The organism is Flavobacterium hauense (assembly GCF_054457175.1).
Window position 1 is genome coordinate 112,982 of the sequence record NZ_JBTKVX010000008.1, and the last position, 16,151, is coordinate 129,132.

At 39.2% G+C, this 16,151-nt stretch carries 16 protein-coding genes; 7 read left to right on the forward strand and 9 right to left on the reverse strand.

Going from position 1 to position 16,151, the window contains the following annotated elements; genetic code table 11:
• Nucleotides 1-69: 69 nt before the first annotated feature.
• From ACX0HA_RS07625 to ACX0HA_RS07635, 3 genes are read left to right on the forward strand one after another with little or no spacing between them, the layout of a single operon-like run.
• A complete protein-coding gene (locus ACX0HA_RS07625) occupies nucleotides 70-471 on the forward strand; it encodes a hypothetical protein (protein WP_458844669.1) in 402 nt (133 codons plus the stop codon).
• A gap of 5 nt (nucleotides 472-476) precedes the next feature.
• Nucleotides 477-1,208 carry a carboxypeptidase-like regulatory domain-containing protein gene (locus ACX0HA_RS07630; protein WP_458844670.1) on the forward strand — a complete coding sequence of 244 codons (732 nt, stop codon included), beginning with the start codon at nucleotides 477-479 and terminating at the stop codon, nucleotides 1,206-1,208.
• 5 nt (nucleotides 1,209-1,213) lie between these two features.
• Entirely contained in the window at nucleotides 1,214-1,561 is a 348-nt protein-coding gene (locus tag ACX0HA_RS07635) for an FEKKY domain-containing protein (protein ID WP_458844671.1), read from the forward strand.
• A 58-nt stretch (nucleotides 1,562-1,619) separates the two neighbouring features.
• Here the strand turns inward: ACX0HA_RS07635 and ACX0HA_RS07640 are convergent, their stop codons facing one another.
• Nucleotides 1,620-6,269: an Ig-like domain-containing protein gene (locus ACX0HA_RS07640; protein WP_458844672.1), complete on the reverse strand. Its 4,650-nt coding sequence runs from the start codon at nucleotides 6,267-6,269 to the stop codon at nucleotides 1,620-1,622.
• A 142-nt stretch (nucleotides 6,270-6,411) separates the two neighbouring features.
• On the opposite strand from ACX0HA_RS07640, the gene ACX0HA_RS07645 reads away from it, so the two are divergent.
• Nucleotides 6,412-7,374: a helix-turn-helix transcriptional regulator gene (locus ACX0HA_RS07645; RefSeq protein WP_458844673.1), complete on the forward strand. Its 963-nt coding sequence runs from the start codon at nucleotides 6,412-6,414 to the stop codon at nucleotides 7,372-7,374.
• A gap of 46 nt (nucleotides 7,375-7,420) precedes the next feature.
• Here the strand turns inward: ACX0HA_RS07645 and ACX0HA_RS07650 are convergent, their stop codons facing one another.
• On the reverse strand, nucleotides 7,421-9,055 hold the full coding sequence (locus ACX0HA_RS07650) for an ABC-F family ATP-binding cassette domain-containing protein (RefSeq protein WP_458844674.1): 1,635 nt from the start codon (nucleotides 9,053-9,055) through the stop codon (nucleotides 7,421-7,423).
• Nucleotides 9,056-9,172: 117 nt separating this feature from the next.
• On the opposite strand from ACX0HA_RS07650, the gene ACX0HA_RS07655 reads away from it, so the two are divergent.
• From ACX0HA_RS07655 to ACX0HA_RS07665, 3 genes are all read left to right on the forward strand, one after another.
• Complete coding sequence (locus tag ACX0HA_RS07655) at nucleotides 9,173-9,403, forward strand: hypothetical protein (protein WP_458844675.1); 231 nt, start codon at nucleotides 9,173-9,175, stop codon at nucleotides 9,401-9,403.
• Complete coding sequence (locus ACX0HA_RS07660; RefSeq protein WP_458844676.1) at nucleotides 9,396-9,599, forward strand: hypothetical protein; 204 nt, start codon at nucleotides 9,396-9,398, stop codon at nucleotides 9,597-9,599. Before ACX0HA_RS07655 ends, ACX0HA_RS07660 begins: the two co-directional genes overlap by 8 nt.
• A 398-nt stretch (nucleotides 9,600-9,997) precedes the next feature.
• Nucleotides 9,998-10,186 (forward strand): hypothetical protein, encoded by a 189-nt coding sequence (locus tag ACX0HA_RS07665; protein ID WP_458844677.1) that lies wholly within the window; start codon nucleotides 9,998-10,000, stop codon nucleotides 10,184-10,186.
• On the opposite strand, the gene ACX0HA_RS07670 is transcribed toward ACX0HA_RS07665, so the two are convergent.
• The 7 genes from ACX0HA_RS07670 to ACX0HA_RS07700 all read right to left on the reverse strand — a co-directional run bounded on the left by ACX0HA_RS07670 (nucleotide 10,181) and on the right by ACX0HA_RS07700 (nucleotide 15,989).
• On the reverse strand, nucleotides 10,181-10,705 hold the full coding sequence (locus ACX0HA_RS07670) for a GNAT family N-acetyltransferase (RefSeq protein WP_458844678.1): 525 nt from the start codon (nucleotides 10,703-10,705) through the stop codon (nucleotides 10,181-10,183). The genes ACX0HA_RS07665 and ACX0HA_RS07670 overlap by 6 nt on opposite strands.
• 50 nt (nucleotides 10,706-10,755) lie before the next feature.
• Nucleotides 10,756-11,388, reverse strand: coding sequence for a hypothetical protein (locus ACX0HA_RS07675; protein ID WP_458844679.1), 633 nt, complete (start codon nucleotides 11,386-11,388; stop codon nucleotides 10,756-10,758).
• A 9-nt stretch (nucleotides 11,389-11,397) separates the two neighbouring features.
• Nucleotides 11,398-11,616, reverse strand: a complete 219-nt coding sequence (locus ACX0HA_RS07680) for a putative signal transducing protein (RefSeq protein WP_458844680.1) — start codon at nucleotides 11,614-11,616, stop codon at nucleotides 11,398-11,400.
• Nucleotides 11,617-11,622: 6 nt separating this feature from the next.
• Nucleotides 11,623-12,297 (reverse strand): DEAD/DEAH box helicase, encoded by a 675-nt coding sequence (locus ACX0HA_RS07685; protein WP_458844681.1) that lies wholly within the window; start codon nucleotides 12,295-12,297, stop codon nucleotides 11,623-11,625.
• A 177-nt stretch (nucleotides 12,298-12,474) separates the two neighbouring features.
• A complete protein-coding gene (locus ACX0HA_RS07690; RefSeq protein ID WP_458844682.1) occupies nucleotides 12,475-13,638 on the reverse strand; it encodes a sigma-54-dependent transcriptional regulator in 1,164 nt (387 codons plus the stop codon).
• A 129-nt stretch (nucleotides 13,639-13,767) separates the two neighbouring features.
• Entirely contained in the window at nucleotides 13,768-15,066 is a 1,299-nt protein-coding gene (locus ACX0HA_RS07695) for an ABC transporter permease (RefSeq protein WP_458844738.1), read from the reverse strand.
• Entirely contained in the window at nucleotides 15,063-15,989 is a 927-nt protein-coding gene (locus ACX0HA_RS07700; RefSeq protein WP_458844683.1) for an ABC transporter ATP-binding protein, read from the reverse strand. The genes ACX0HA_RS07695 and ACX0HA_RS07700 overlap by 4 nt, the downstream gene beginning before the upstream one ends.
• Between the last annotated feature and the right edge of the window lie 162 nt (nucleotides 15,990-16,151).

Consider the following 16,151-nt stretch of genomic DNA (forward strand, 5'->3'; position numbering starts at 1 on the left):
TTAGTTACTTAACTCAGCGAAGCCCGGTAGTTGACATAATCCGCCTGGCTTTTTTAAAAACACTACATAATGAAGAAACTTATAACCGTATCTCTACTTTTTTTATTGACACAGAATAGTTCAGCGCAGGAAAGCAAAATACAATTACCCGAAAATCAAGAATATGTAACAATTGTAAAAGCTGACAGCCTTTCCAAAACAAAGAAAACTATTTGGCTTGGCTCTAAAGTCCATGTAGAGCCATTATATGTTATTGATGGTGTACCCTCAAATGCTAATTCTCTAAAAAAAATAAAAACTGAGAATATTGTAGATATTTTTGTGATTAAAAATGCAGAGGCTATATCAGCTTATGGAAAAAGAGGCGAAAATGGTGTTATCATCGTCAAAACAAAAAATGGCCTGACCAAAAAAGAGAAACGCAAACTGAGGAGAGAAGCAAAAAATCAGGAAAAGAAGAAGACAAACTAAAAACCATGAAACAATTAATTACAATCCTTCTTTTACTGCTGAATTCATTCATTGTTTTGGCACAAGAGAAACCTAATATTGGAAGTAAAAAAATAACAGGAGTAATTACTGATAGTGAAGGTATGCCTATTCCCGGAGCAACAATCACCATATCGGGAACATCCAAAAATGTCCAGGCTGATTTTGATGGCATATATACAATTGAGGCCAAAGAAGGCGAAAAATTAGTTGCGTCACATATTGGAATGGCTAATGAAACAATTGCTATTAGTAAACAAACCACTATTGATTTTAAACTTTTAGAAGCAACACTTGTTACAAAACCTATACATGCCCCAGATACACATGCTGTAAAAAGTGTCACAGCATTTTGGGAAGAAAAAAAGCTTAGTGAAAAATTTATAATGTATAAGGAAAAACCACTACCAGTGACAAACGGATGTATAGGTGGGCAATCTGAAGGAACAGTTATAAGATGTTATGGATCTATCAATGGATCTCCCCAGCCGCTCTATGTTATTGATGGTTTTCCCCTAAATGCTGATAACTTCAAAGCAATAAATCCTGATGATATTATTAGTATTAATGTACTTAAAGATTCGGGAGCGACATCAATTTATGGTAATAGAGGAATGGATGGTGTTATCATTGTCAAAACAAAAAATGGCCTCACGAAAAAAGAGAAACGCAAACTGAGGAGAGAAGCAAAAAATCAGGAAAAGAAGAAAATAAACTAAAAACCATGAAACAGTTCATTACAATACTCTTTTTTCTGACAAGTTCATTTAGTGTTTCGGCTCAGGAAAAAACACCTCAGGAAAAATTTGACAACGACCTTAAAAAAAACATCGTTACGCTATACCAGCTTGGCGGATTCGCCCCAAAAGCAAAGACTCAAATCGATTTGGATTTTCAGTTAAAATACAAGATTAGGTACTACGATTTTGGCTGCCTTGCTCCTGTTAATATCAGCTTTTATGAAGATTACAATCTTATTGCATTAAATTACCTAACGGAAAAATTTGGCAGGGATACTATAAAAGATGTCCGGAAAGATATATTAGGATTTGATAAATGGAGTAAGAAATAATAAAAAAGGCAGAAGCTCACGCTTCTGCCTTTAGATTTAGGTTTGGATGGATTTGGGGTTATATCTTACTTAGCTTTTGTGTCGCTATCGAACCATTCTCAAGAGTTACCTGTACAATGTAAACACCTTGCTGCTGCGCAGAGATATCAATAATTGCCTCAGCACTCTCAAACACTTTTTGCCCTGTGATAGTAAAGACAATAACCTTTTGTATTTCCTGTGAAGCCTGTATTGTCACTATAGCAGCAGACGGATTTGGATACAATACAAATTGTGCAACAGCAGGGTTATTAAGACCGGCTGTCTGTACATTAATCACCACTTCAATTTCGTCATAAAGAGTTTCATTATCATCAGACGTTGCTCTTATTACAACAGTACCGTTAGCAATAGCAGTAACAAGTCCGTTTTCATCAACTGTTGCAAATTCACTTCCGCTAACAATAGTCCATATAACATCTGCATTTGTAACATCCTCAGGTGAAATTTCAGCTACAAGCTGAAGCGTTCCCTGTACTGTTGTGATAACAGCCTCGGCATTATCTGCCACTGAAACAGCTAAAGCCGTTGCAGCAACATATTGGCTAGAGATCGTTATTTGTATCTCGTCAAAAATCGTATCGTTATCTTCTGAAGTGGCCCTTACTACAACAGTACCGTTAGCAATAGCAGTTACAACTCCGTTTTGGTCAACTGTTGCCAATTCGTTTCCGTTTACAATTGTCCAGGTCACATTACCATTGGTCACATCTGCAGGGGTAATTTCAGCGATTAGCTGAAGTGTCCCTTCGTTAGTTGAGATAATAGCATCTGCACCTTCAGCTACTGATACAGTTAATGCTGTTACAGCTACATACTGATTAGAAATGATAACTTCTATTTCATCATAAAGCGTTGTATCATCTACAGCTGTTGCTCTAACTGTCACTGTACCATTTGCAAGAGCGGTTACAAGTCCATTAGCGTTAATACCTGCCAATTCACTTCCGTTTACTATACTCCATACTACATCTGCATTTGTAGCATCTACAGGTGAAATTTCAGCTACAAGCTGAAGTGTACCTTCATTAGTTGAAATAACAGCATCTGCACCTTCAGCTACTGAAATTGCCAGACCTGTTACAGCCACATACTGGTTAGAGATTGTTATTTCTATTTCGTCAAACAGGGTCACATCTTCTTCAGATGTCGCCCTTACGGTTATTGTTCCATTTGCCGAAGCTGTCACAAGTCCTGTTGCAGAAACAGTTGCAAGCTGGCTGCCTTCTGTTATGCTCCATGTAACATTAGTATTATTGGCATATACCGGAGTTATAGTAGCTATCAACTGAAGCTCACCTCCGCTTGTTATTATTTCAGCCGGAGCATTATCCTGAACTGTAACATCAAGGCTTTCTACCGGAGCGATCTGGTTAGTTATGGTAATAGTAATAAAACCATAAATTGAAGGGTTAGATGCCAATGTTGCCTTTACTGTAATTGTACCATTACCATTAGCAGATAAAAGTCCGTTAGCATCTATTGTTCCGTATATACTTCCTGATGCAACAGTCCATATAACTGGTGCCTGTACAGGGGTAACATTTGCTACCAGCTGAAGCGTACCATCGTTTACAGTAATTTCTGCCGGAACATTATTTTGTGTCGTTGCAGTTACCGTTGGCGCCACAGTCTGCTCAGTAATAGTAATGGTATAATCTTCTATTTCTCCGAACGAATTATAACCACATGCTCCTGAACCTTCCCAGCCACCAACAGCTTTAAAGCGCATTTTTGTTTGCCCTAATACTGCATTTGCAGGTACTGTAGCTGTAAACTGTACGAAGTTATCTGATTCCTGCCCTTGTGAAAGAAATACCCTTTCGCTATCCTGGAATATAAAATCATGATTCCAGTCTATCCATGCAGAAAGATAGGGTGCATAGGCCGCTTCAGAGGTGAATACAAAGTTAAACGTAACCGTAGTGTTTCTTGCAGCCCCTAAAATAGTAGATGAATAATCACTGTATCCGTTAAGCCCATTGCTACCTAAGCAGCCTGAACTTGCATTGTTGATATTAGGAGAACCTCCTGTTGTATAGAAATTACTTATCGATGCAGGCTGGCATCCGTTTATAAAATAAACTTCGCAGTAACCAGACACCTGCCCGCTGATTGTAAGCTGGAAATCGCCAAAAACTGATGAATCAGAAATTAAGGTTGCCCTTACAGTTACCGTACCGTTAGCTACCGCTGTTACCACGCCATACATGCCAACGTTTGCATAACCTGTACCACCCGGTACAATAGACCATGTAATATCGTTGTCAGCAACATACAGGTCGTTTTGATATGCATTCAGATCTAATGTACCTGAATTAGTATTGATTGTTGCCGATGCATCACCACCGGTAGTTTTTACTACCAATCCCTGTACAGCCACTGAAGGCGCTGCCGTCGTTACCGACAAGATAGCAAGTCGTATTTCATTACCATATTCGGCAGACTGATCTCCGCTGAATGAGAAGCTTATACCAGTAATAGTCTTAGACTGATTAGCTGTATTCAAATTAATAACATTTTCATATAATCTTGGATTTTCAGCGTCACCTTCAAGATTATTATTAGTCCTGTTTACACGTCCTATCCCTTTAGCTACATAACCAGCTCCACTATACCAGTCTTTTGCCTGTAAAGTAACAACCTGTGTAGTTGCATCACTAAAGTTTACCGTTGCTGTAAATGGCAGGTTTGTAGATCCTCCGCCCGCAGCTGAAGATAACACATATATCTTACCTACATTTTGAGCTTGGAAAGATAATGTTCCGGAATTTACTGTATTGATTGAGCCTGTTACATAAGATGGAGTAAGATACAGAGCATTAGCACCTGTATAGTTGGCCAGTTTATATGTTACACCCGCTGTATTTGCGCTGTTGATAATACCATCAGCAGGAAGTCCTCGTGTTGGAGCATTGTTGCCTACTACAGCTTTGAAATCTAAAGATACTAATGCTCTTGAGTTTACCTCATCTAGACCAATATCTGATGATGATGATGCATTACCTATACCATTGGCAATAATATCACGGTTAAAGCCATTGCTGATAGTTACCGGCCCGTAAGTAACCGGAGCTACCGGAGTTTCGCATATACTGATACCTAAAATCGCTGTTGTAGTTGCAGCATTTGACGAAGTTACTTTAGTAAAAGCAACAGATACAATCCCTTTATTAAAGTTAGCACTGTTAAGTTCAAATTCTTTTTGGAATAAATATGTCTGAGTAAGTCCGCTAAAGCTGTTTACCGGAGCCCAGCCAGCTGTAGTTATTACAGAAACCCTGCCCAGTGGACCGGCAGCTTTAATTGTAGAAGATGGTGCAGCATCCGACCACCAGTCGGCCGCCTGCTGAGCAGCAAATACCTGCGATGAACCATCTGCAAAATTAACTGTAACATCTACATTGTTTGCTCCTTCTGCACTTACCCATGCTACATACACTTTTTGAGCTTTTTTCTGTTGGCTAAACGTAAGTGTACCTGTATTGGTTAAGCTATTTCTCAATACAAGTGCATTGTTGCCAGTATAGCCTGCCAACTGGAAGATTAATCCTGAAGTAGCAGTACTATTAATGGTACCATTGTTAGGCAAACCTGCCCCATAGGCTGCTGCACTTGCTCCTGACGAATGTGGATTTGCAGGTACAAAATCCTTAGCATAGTATGCATTTGCCCCATCTATAGGCTGAGTTGCTTTTGCATTAGCATTACCGCCTGTGCCTTCCGCAATAATATCGGCATTAAATCCGGTTAGTGCCACTGTCGAAAACGAGCATGCCGCAGGAGTAGTCTGGTTTGAAACCGTGATCTGGATCGTGTTTGATATTGCGCTATTGGAAGCAGACGTTGCAGTAACAGTTACTGTACCATTTCCGGTAGCAGTAACAAGCCCGTTAGCACTTACTGTTGCAAATGCGCTGCCCTGAGTAATACTCCATGTTACACCCTGATTAGCATTTGCCGGTGTTACGGCAGCCGTAAGCTGTAGTGTACCATTTGCAGCTGTAATAGTTGCCGGTACGTTATTTTGTGTAGCCACAGTAAGTCCTGATACAGTAACTGCGCCTGTAACATTAAGCGTATAATCTTCTACCTGCCCAAAAGTAAAGGCTGAGGTACAAGGACTGGGGGATGGAGCCTGATAATTTTTAACTATTCTCATCCTTGTTTGCCCTGTTAATGCTTCCTGCGGAATAGTTATATCATATATCATCGATTTTTCGTCTAATCCGGTACTATTCACAAGGGCTGTAGTGTACTGGTATTTTTCATTATTAGATAGTGAGTTAGAAAAAACACCATCCTGGTTCCAGTCAATATATATAGTTATATAATTAGTACTATCACCATCAGTGTTACCTTTCACAACCAAAGTGTAAGTGCTGCCTTTTTCAACATTCATTGAAATAGTGCTAAAATCCTCATATTTTGGCACATTTAAAGATACCTCGGCAGATGATGGGTTGTTAATAGCATTAGGTCCTGTACCAAACTGTACCAATGATATTGGCTCTGTAGGCTGATTTGCCCCAACCTGCGTGGGCGTGGGCTGGCAATAGGTCTGAGCATGAAGCAACATGGAAGAGTTAGCAAAAATCATTGCCAACACCATGAGGCTTTTCCTCAGTAAGCCTTTTTTACAGCTTTGCTGTTTGTAAGAAGTGTTCATTAAAATTTGATTTATTGGAATTATTATTTGTATTTAGTCTAAATAGATTTAATTTTGCGTGCAAATATCTCTATTAGTAAGGCTCTGCAATTATTCGTCAGGGATTATAAATTATGAATAAGGGATTATTTAAACCAACACAATGGAAGGCTTCAACACTCCGGAACATTTTGACATAGACCTTTTTAACCAGGAAGGGAACCATATCAAAGAGCAGAACAAACAATTTAAAACTGCCGAAGGAGAAGGTTCGTTTAAAAAATTCATGTTTAAAAACATTCATGTATGCTATGGAGACATACGCCTGAATGAACACAGTTATGTAGCCATAACTTTTCCTGTTCCTGTGGTGGAAATGTATTTTTCGATATTAGGAAATTCGTCGGTTAGTATTGAAAGCGGTACACAATATACTTTTCAGGGTAATGAGCATAATCTCATTTTTTGTCCGGATAAGCAATACCTTGTAGGTTCTCCGGACAGTAAAAAGTTATCTTATACCTTTCATATTGTTTTTACCGAACACTACTTCCTTAGCCTGGTTCACAGGGCATATCCTGTGCTGGATAGTTTCAGTTCTGAAATGCTCCGCCGAAAATTTGTCATGTTGGCAAAAAGCAATATGCTTATAACGCCGGAGATGAACAGTATACTTCAGGAAATGATGAACTGCTCCAGGAGCGGCATGCTAAAATGCCTCTTTATGGAAGCCAAGGTCATAAAATTACTGATGCTTCAGATAGAGCAGTATGAACAGCTTCAAATTCAGAACAGCAGCTGGCTCAAAAGTCATGACATAGAAAAGATACATTCTGTAAAAGCAATTATCGATAATAACATTTCAAAGTCACACAGCCTGATGGAGTTGGCAAGGGAAGCAGGAATAAATGACTTTAAGCTTAAGAAGGGCTTTAAAGAGGTATATGGCACCACGGTATTTGGTTACCTGAAAGACATACGAATGATTGAAGCAAAAAAAATGCTGCTAAAAAACGACATTCCAATTGCCGATATAGCCATGCTGTGCGGATATAAATTCGTTCAGAATTTTACCAACGCCTTTAAAAAAGAATTTGGGATTACCCCTGACAAGTTCAGGTCATAAAAAAAAAGCAGGAGATTTAAATTCCTGCTTTTCTATTTATTGAATGTTATTTCTTCTCTATCTCCCTAAGATTTTCCATTTTCTTAAGTTCAAGGAAACCTTTTATATCTTCAAAATGTTCCTTCACACGTTTATTTCCAAATTCAAACACTTTGGTTACAAGTCCGTCAAGGAAATCCCTGTCGTGCGATACCAGTATAAGTGTACCATCAAATGCCTTAAGTGCATCTTTAATGATATCTTTGGTCTTCATGTCAAGGTGGTTTGTAGGCTCATCGAGAATAAGTACGTTATAAGGCTCCAGCAATAGCTTTATCATCGCCAGACGTGTCTTTTCACCTCCCGAAAGTACTTTAACCTTTTTAGTCGTATCATCGCCGCTGAACATGAATGCTCCCAATAAGTTCTTTATTTGGGTACGGATATCGCCAACAGCAATCTGGTCGATGGTTTCAAAAACAGTCATATTCTCGTCCAGCATTGCTGCCTGGTTCTGTGCAAAGTAACCAACCTGTATGTTATGGCCCAGTTCCATTTTTCCTTCGAAGTCAATCTCTCCCATGATGGCTTTGATCATGGTCGACTTACCTTCTCCGTTCTTTCCTACGAAAGCCAGTTTCTGGCCGCGCTCAATAACCATAGAAGCATCTTTAAACACTACGTGGTCACCATAGGCTTTAGAAAGTTCGTTAACCACCACAGGATATTGCCCCGAACGTGGCGCCGGTGGAAACTTAAGGCGCAGTGCCGATGTATCTACCTCATCAACTTCTACAAGTTCCAGTTTTTCGAGCATTTTTACACGTGATTGCACCTGCAGCGTTTTAGAATATGTTCCTTTAAAACGCTCGATGAATTCGGTATTCTCAGCGATCATCTTCTGCTGCTCATCATACGCTTTCTGCTGGTGGGCACGGCGGTCTTTACGCAGTTCAAGATAATGCGAGTATTTCGCTTTATAATCGTATATCCTACCCATGGTAACCTCGATAGTACGTGTAGTAATGTTGTCTACAAACGCCCTGTCGTGGGATATTACCATAACAGCTTTGGCACTGTTTACAAGGAAATCCTCAAGCCACTGGATACTCTCAATATCCATGTGGTTGGTAGGCTCATCCAGAAGGATAAGATCCGGTTTCTGCAATAGTATTTTAGCAAGCTCGATACGCATCCTCCATCCTCCGCTGAATTCAGATGTTGGCCTTGTGAAATCTTCACGGCTAAAGCCCATACCTACAAGCACTTTTTCTACCTCAGCTTCATAATTCACCTCTTCTATAGAATAGAACTTTTCACTAAGCTCAGATACCCTTTCGATGATCTTATAATATTCGTCCGATTCATAATCCGTACGCACAGTAAGCTGCTCGTTAAGATCGTCTATCTCAGCCTTCATCTTAAAGATGGTTTCAAAGGCTTTAGATGTTTCTTCAAATACAGTAGCATTATCTTCGGTAAGCAGATGTTGCGGAAGGTAAGCAATAACGGTACCTTTAGGTGCCGAAATATTTCCTGAAGAAGGTTTGTTAGCTCCTGCAATAATTTTTAGCAGTGTCGATTTTCCTGCACCGTTTTTACCCATAAGGGCAATTTTGTCGGTTTCATTAATAGAAAAAGAAACATCGCTGAAAAGCGTGGTACCGCCAAACTGTACCGAAAGCGCATCTACTGTGATCATGATTATTTTTTTGAAGCTGCAAAGATAGGATAATCAGGCGATTTCACAAAGATGGTTCGTTTGCTTCGCGTAAAAAGATTGGCTACCTTTGGTACTGTAATTTTTAATTGTTTTTCTATGAAATTATGGATTAAAGCAGGATTGTTCTGGGCACTATGGATGTTTATAATAATGACATTTGCTGCCCCCTATGTAATGGTCTGGATAGGGCTGCAGGATGAATCTGAACCTAAATTTCCTATAGCAAAAATTATTATTAATGCCATTATCTTCACCATTGGTGGGTTTATTTTTGGATACTGGACCTTTGAAAGAAAAAAACGATCAAAAAAACAAATCGATGAATAATATAAAGCCTTGGATAAGATTCGGACTGTTTTGGGGATTGCTTATGGCACTATTCATTAATGTCATATTCCCTCTTTTTGACGGTACCGCTATCGTACCTATGAAATTGCTTGTGAGTGTACCGGTATGGCTGATATTCGGACTGATATTTGGTTATGTATCACGAAAAAAGGAATCTAAAAAACCTAATCAATAAATCTATGACACGGTATATGCGCATAATGATAGGGTGGTTCTTTTTCTGCTTTGTGCTTACCACGTTCATATTGCCATTACTCGGCTGGAGCAAAAACAACATTGACCTGTCGCAGATAATCGTAAACTTTTTTCTTTGGGGAATTCTTTGTTTTTTCGTAATTTACATTGAGAAAAGAAGACGTAATAAACTAAATAAGAAACAATGAAAAAATGGGTTAAAGAAAGTCTGATCTGGACAGCTTGGATGGTAATATTTATGGGTTTTATCTTCCCGTTCTTCAGCGGCGAAGATATCCAGCCAATGAGAATACTAATAAGCATCCCTGTGTTTCTTACTGTTGGTTTAGGAACCGGCTATTTCTTTCGAAGGAAACGAACTGATAAAATCATCAAGCAATGAAAAAATGGGTAAGATCAGGATTGGTTTGGGGAGGCGTGCTATACATTTTAACCATGGTTATATTTCCGCTTTTTGACCATGAACGCTTTACACTCTCAAAAATACTGCTCGGCATTCCGTTATGGATTGTTGTGGGACTGATTATTGGCTATCTTTTAAAAGGGAGAAAAACAGGTAAATCATAAATTAGGATTCTTCATTTCATACCAGGCTTCTTCTACTCCTTCTTCGATAAAAGTTTCAATAAACTTCAGGCCAGCTTTCTCGATAGCCTTGCGTGACGCAATATTATCAACATCAATATACGCATTGATCTTTTCAAGCTTCATTACGTTAAAGCCATACTCAACCCATGCATGCGCAACTTCAGTAGCATAACCTTTACCCCAGTGCTTTTTAAGAAAGCGATATCCCAAATCAATAAATATTCCGCGATCCGGTAAATTGCGTTCTCTTTTCAGTCCTGCCCACCCAAGAAATTCATTCGTTTCTTTAAGAATAACAGCCATCCTTGCCATTCCAAATTCCTTATATTGCCATTGCAGATTTTCAATTAAGGGATAAACTTCATCAATCTGCTTTAGAGGATTATTACCTAAATATAAATGCACAGCAGGATCAGAGTCCATTTCAAACATGGCTTCAGCATCTGAAGGCTGGATTTGGCGAAAAAGTAAACGTTCTGTTTCTAATATAGTTTGCATAGATTGATATTTTGTGCAACACGAATATAAAGAAAAAAGCTACTGATCTCTCAATAGCTTTTAACTTCTCCCCCTTCGGGCAATGATTTTTTAAATATCTGGATGGCATTGTAATCTTCTATACCGAGAATATCTATCAGGTTAAGAAAATGAAGTTTTCCTTCGTTATGGTAATAGACGAGCTGCGGACGAAGTTCCCGTAACTGATATCTATATTGCTGTTGAAAATGACAGGTTATAGTTCTTCCGCTTTTTAGTGTAAGTATTACGGTGTTCTCAACACCATTTGACACGCCATCATTATAGTAACTTTTATCGCTTTGTTTTTTACCTAAGTAGTCATTAAAATGGGTAAAACTTATCTTTTCAAGATTCTCCAGCGAATATTCATCAGTATTAATTGTGATGCTGTCATTATTAAAAACAACACTCCCTTCAATCTTCCCTTGCAAAGGTTTTAGTTTTGATGCATATATTGCTCTCACAATCACACCTCCAAATACAGCAAGACCACAAATCCAGAAACATCCTATACTAAATTTTGAAACCTCACTACTCTCATGTTTAAGAATAAACAATTCAAATGCCATAGGAAGAGACCCCAATCCGGCAAGTGAGTATATAATTCTATCAGGAGTAAAGTAAAACTTTTTAACAGGTATATAAATCTTAAACGAGTTCATCCCGCCAATTTAATTACCCATCTTAAAATCTTCGATAGCCTGAGCGGCTTTCTCTTTATCCCTGTCGTCAATAAAAACTTCTACGGCCTGGCCTAAGGCACCAACACCCGCCATAGTAGACGATTGTATATTATTCTTAACGATAACAGCTACACCTGCTGCTTCAATTCTTGTCTGCAATGCCTGAGCCAAAATCTCACTTCCCGAAAATACTTTTACTAATGCCATACTGTCTTAATTGTTATCGTTTTCTTCAACTTCATCTATTTCGCCTTCATCACCCTCTTCCATTTCTTCTTCGTCAAACTCAAAGAACATCGGCTCGACCATGATCTTGTCGGCCAGTATCTCAACACGGTCGGTAATCACATCGGTAAAGAACAAACGCTGCGTTTTGGCGATACTGTTAGAGATTCGCGTAATCTTTGTATCCATCCTTACCTTAAGCTGGTCTTCGGTATCGTCTACGATAAACATCTTAAGCTGGTTGACATCAAATCCCGCTGTCGAGAACATTTCATTAAGTCGTGTCGTTGTACCTATAAGCACATCAATACCTAACGATATCTGGTTTTTGTCGTAGTCGATATCTCCCTGGTCATATACACCATATACGCGAAGATCAGTATAATTGCCATACTTTTTAAAAAGCTCCATCATTTCAAGGACTTTAGCTTTATCTTTTACAAAGATCAATGCACGTGGCGATTCTTCAAACTCTTTTTCAAGACGCTGAATAACACTGATTACTATAGTTGTTGTTTTCCCAAGGCTTGAATCAGCTAAGAACACACAGTCGGCACCACTTTTAATGGTTCCCCAGGTTTCTTTTTGCAGTTCAGTTGGCTCCGTTAATCCCGCTTCCTGAAGAGCAAGGGATAACTTTTCGTTTATTTTCTTTAAAAACATTTTTTTTGCTATTACACAGAGATTCGCAGAGAAGCACAAAGATTCACAGAGAATTAATCTTTTGTGCGCTCTTAAATTCTGTATTATTGAAAGAGACCACAAAGTAACGAAAAGAAAAAGAAAAAACCTCAGCGAATCTCTGAGGTTTCTTCGTGTATCTCTGTGGTATAACTTTTATTACTTGCTGGCAAAAAGCCTTACATCGCTCTCGCTTATTTCAGCTCCTCCTAATATGATAAGGCGTTCCACAACATTGCGCAACTCACGGATGTTACCCGTCCAGTCATACTCCTGCAAAAGCTTTATGGCATCCGCCGAAAACTTTTTAGTCGCCGACCCCTGCTCTGAAGCGATCTTATCAGCAAAATGGTTTATAAGTGTTGGTATATCATCCCTTCTGTCATTCAATGATGGTACTTTAACCAGTATAACGGCAAGGCGGTGGTATAGATCCTCTCGGAAATGCCCCTCAGCAATTTCTTTCTTAAGGTCTTTGTTAGTAGCGGCAATAACACGGACATCAACTCTGATGTCCTTTTCGGCCCCTACCCTTTGTATCATGTTTTCCTGTAATGCACGAAGCACCTTCGCCTGTGCAGGAAGGCTCATGTCACCTATCTCATCCAGGAAGATAGTTCCCTTATCAGCAGCTTCAAATTTACCCGCGCGGTCTTTTACCGCACTTGTAAATGCTCCTTTTACGTGGCCAAACAACTCACTTTCTATCAGTTCCGATGGGATAGCAGCACAGTTCACTTCGATAAAAGGCGCTGCGGCACGTTCGCTTTTTTCATGAAGCCAGTGTGCTACAAGCTCTTTACCTGTACCGTTTGGTCCGGTGATAAGAACACGCGCATCAGTAGGTGCTACCTTTTCTATTATCTCTTTTATGTGGTTTATAGCTTCACTATCACCTACCATCTCATAATTTTTACTCACTTTCTTTTTCAGCATCTTGTTTTCTACAACAAGTACTTTTCGATCAAGCGCATTACGAACAGTATTCAATAAACGGTTAAGATCCGGCGGTTTTGATATATAATCGAACGCACCAAGACGCATCGTATTAATAGCAGTTTCAATATCGCCGTGTCCCGATATCATTACAAACGGAATCTCCGGTTTGATTTTCTTTACAGCTTCCAACACCTCAACTCCATCCATTTTAGGCATCTTGATATCACAAAGCACGAGATCGTAATCGTCGTTCTTGATTTTTTCAAGGCCGCTTGCGCCATCTTCGGCCTCTTCCACTTTATAAGTATCGCTTTCTTCAGAAAGTATCTTTCCCAATACCCTGCGGATAGCAGCTTCGTCTTCTATTATTAATATTTTGGACATCTTTTGATTGATTATTTTTTATTGATTACCTGCTATTGCAGGCAGTACCTATAAATATATTCCATTATAGATAAACTGCCAACTGATTAACAAATAACTAACTGTAAACTGCGAACTGATGACTGTAAACTAATATTTAAGCCACTTGAATATCTCCTTGTATGTTGGTTTCTTGCCATACATAAGAATACCAATGCGATAAATCTTAGCTGCAAACCATACTACAAGAAAGAATGTTACAAACAGTATCGCAACTGAAAGCACTATCTGCCATGCCGGTACTCCGAAAGGAAGACGCATCATCATAACAATTGGCGATGTAAGCGGTATCATAGAGAATACGGTTGCTACCGTACCGTGAGGGTCATTAATAACGGTAAAGAAGCCTACATATACCCCAAGCATCAATGGAAGGATTATCGGCAACAGGAATTGTTGCGAATCGGTTTCACTATCTACTGCAGCACCAATGGATGCATAGATTGAGCTGTAAAGGAAAAATCCACCAATAAAATAAACAAGGAAGCATGTAGCCATCATTCCTAATGGCAGGTTCCATATCTCATTAAGGTATACCTGCATCTCACTCATAGAGTTTTTACCGGCTTCAACCATTTCAGGAGTTACGGCACCACTGCCTACTTTCATATTGAACACTCCCGCTACCACAAACATCAGGATGGTTCCCAAAATTGCCCAGATTAAGAACTGTAGGATACCGGCCATAGAAGTACCGATAATTTTACCCATCATTAGTTTGAAAGGCTTAACCGAAGAGATGATGATCTCAATGATACGGTTGGTTTTTTCTTCGATAACACTTCGCATAACCATGTTCCCGTAAATGATGATAAACATCATGATCAGGTAACCAAAAGCAAAACCAATACCTATTTTGATCTCATTTAGCCATTTCAGGCTTTCTTCCCCTGAAAATTTGCTCAGGTGAATTTCAGACGCTGTTTTTGCTTTATCAATTTCCTTATAATCTATAGCCTTCTGTTCAAGATTGTACCTAAACAGTTTGTCGTTAACAACATCTTCAATGTTCTCTACAAAATCCATTGATGGACTTTCGTCAGATATATATTCTACCTTCTTTACCAGATCAGTAGGATTAGCAACCTTAGGCACATAAATCAATCCCTCGTAGCTTGCCGCAGCTTTTTCTTTGGCAACCTCCAAAGGCATCTGTGACAGGTTTACATATTCAATTTTCTTTGTATCTTTAAAATCGGGCTCAAGCATTCCCGACTCATCGTGAATGGCAACCTTCATTACCTCTTCATCATTTACACTGGCAAGATAACCTACAAGCATGGCCATAGCTGTAAACAATAACGGACTTAAAAAAGTCATCACGATGAAAGATTTATTGCGCACCTTGGCAGTAAATTCTCTTTTTATAATTAAGGATAGGCTCATTATCGTTTGCTTACGGTTTGAATAAATATATCGTTCACACTTGGTATTTTTTCTACAAAATAAGTGACATCACCTTTTTGCACAAGATCGCTCAGCAGCTGGCGCGAAGAAACACCTTCCGGAAGCGTTATCTGAAGTTTTAGTTCATCGTCAAGCGTTTTGAAGCTTGCCGGTGCAACCTGGTATTTCTGTCCAAGCTCACCCGTTATCTGATGGTTGTTTCCCGAAACGATACCCACTTCAAATGTATTGGTACGATATTGCTTCTTCACTTCGTTAAGCTCGCCCTCAATAAGCTTGTTTGATTGATGAATAAGTGCAATATGGTCGCACATTTCTTCTACACTTTCCATCCTGTGGGTAGAGAAAATAATTGTGGTTCCTTTATCGCGAAGCGCCAGTATCTCATCTTTGATAAGATTGGCATTTACAGGATCAAATCCGCTGAAAGGCTCGTCAAATATAAGCAGCTTTGGCTGGTGCAATACCGTTACCACAAACTGGATTTTCTGCGCCATACCTTTAGACAGTTCCTGTATCTTTTTATTCCACCATCCTTTTATTTCCAGCCTGTCAAACCAGTACTCCAGCTGCTCTTTGGCTTCCTTCTTAGAAAGCCCTTTAAGCTGTGCCAGGTACAGGGCCTGCTCTCCTACCTTCATAGATTTATAAAGCCCTCTTTCTTCTGGCATATAGCCAATATTGGCAATATGTGATGGGTTAAGCTTTTCTCCGTCGAGTAAAACCTCACCGCTGTCGGGCATTGTTATCTGGTTAATGATTCGGATCAGGGAAGTCTTTCCCGCTCCGTTAGGGCCTAAAAGGCCATATATGCTGCCTCTCGGCACCTGTAGTGAAACGCTGTTAAGGGCAGTATAGTCGCCATATTGCTTAACAACATTCTTTACTTCAAGAATTGGTTCCATTCAAATTTGATTGAGAATGTAAAAGTAAAGAATAATGGCGATAATTAAGGTTGTTCTACCTGCCTAAATAAAAAAACCCACCCTTATTTGCATAAGGATGGGAAAAATTGCTATGAAAAAGAAAAATTCACTATTTACATAGTGAATTCCAAATATATAAAA